Origin of the sequence: Streptomyces sp. NPDC057623 (assembly GCF_042800355.1) — a bacterium.
Classification (GTDB): Bacteria; Actinomycetota; Actinomycetes; order Streptomycetales; family Streptomycetaceae; genus Streptomyces.
Genome location: NZ_JBHVGZ010000179.1, coordinates 1 through 1500, shown reverse-complemented (window position 1 = coordinate 1500; position 1500 = coordinate 1). Strand labels below are relative to the sequence as shown.

General features: G+C 67.4%; 1 protein-coding gene. It reads left to right on the top strand.

The window, feature by feature from the left end; all coding sequences use genetic code 11:
• The first annotated feature begins 381 nt into the window (after positions 1-381).
• Positions 382-1377 carry a hypothetical protein gene (locus ACFU95_RS50990; protein ID WP_383844795.1) on the top strand — a complete coding sequence of 332 codons (996 nt, stop codon included), beginning with the start codon at positions 382-384 and terminating at the stop codon, positions 1375-1377.
• Positions 1378-1500: the final 123 nt, after the last annotated feature.

Sequence of the window (1500 nt, the reverse complement as noted above, 5' to 3'; positions counted from 1 at the left end):
TCCGGGGAGGTATCCGGCCGCCAGTGGGGAAGCTCGCGGCCACAGAGTGCTAGATAAACGGCCGCCTACGGGGAGTATCCACTGGCCGCCGTCAACCGTGCCGGCGTCTCATCGCTCCACGCTTCGCTGGAGAGCTGGGTATCCGGCCTGCTAGCCGACACCCAGGAGAGAACTACCCGCCTGCCCACACGCTTCGTCCCGCAGACCCGGGACACAGCACTGGCCGTGCGGACGATCCGGTTCATCCGTTATGCGCAGGAGCAGCTGGAGGACAGGAACGCCTACCTCCGCTACCTGTGCCCGGACTGCCCTCGTGATGGACGCTCACGCTGCCCGGCCCTGGACCGGTCACGCCCGGGATGGCAGGCGGTGCATAAGGCCGTGTACGCGGTGCCCGTCGAACCGCTGCCCCGGCACGGCAAAAACTGGCTGATGCAGGCTCGGCCCGCGGCCTCCCGGGTGTTCGAACGACTGCGCCGCATGAGCAGGCAACTGCGGGAACCCGCACCCAGCGCCGAGGCAGCAGCAGCCCGTGCGGCCGTCATCAGCTACCTCTACGACATGGCGCGCATGTGGAGGAACCGGGGGCTTCCTGACACTGCCGTGAACGTCGACGAGGAGCATGACGGGCGTTTCGCCCAGGGGGTCATGGGCGCGCTCATGGGGACGTGGGACGGCGTGGACACCGACGCCCGGCACTCCCCCGTGAATTTCATCGCCGCCGTCCTGCACACGCTCGCCGAACAGCTCAGCGGACCACAAGCCTTCGCTGCCCGCAAGGCCGTCATGGCCGCACTGGTGGCGCGCAACGCCTGCATCGAGGGTGACGCAGCAGCCGTGGACGAGTTCGCACGGACCTGGCTCGGCCTGCGCAGACCGCAACCCTGGCGCGCAGCCGTTGAGATGGCCCTTCTTGGTGACTGGATTGACGCTCTGGGCCGACACCTCAGCAACGATGCCGAGATCATGGAATTACTCCATCGTCACACCGACCGGGAGCATCGCTGCCTACAGCCCCTGTGGGAGCGAAAATCCGGCGGCCGCCGGGTGCGTCTGCTCGAGGACCCCGTAGCCCCGGGAGTGTCACTGCGAGATGTGATCACAGACCACCGACGCCCCGAGGACAGCCTCCTGCTCGGCGAGGTGGCAGACCCCCGCCTCCGGGCTGTGCTCACACACCTGGCGCCCGCGGAGAGAGCCGTGGCCGTGACGTACAGCACGCAGCACATGACATGGGCCCAGGCCGCGGCGGAGATCGGCGCCGGCGATCCAGAGGCCTTCGGAAACCGGGTGCGCCGCAAGCTCAAACGGCTGGGAGCACGCTACCGTCCTGCCGCGACCAGCCCATCCACTCCCGCGCAGGCGGCCAGCCGGTGAACCTCCTCATCGGAGCAGCGGCCGACTTCCTAGTAGTGCTTCGTTAGGTCTTTTCGTTGCTGCTGATCAAGAGCATCTTGGCCTTGTGGATGCGCATGAAGTGAACCGATTACGGGCGGCGTT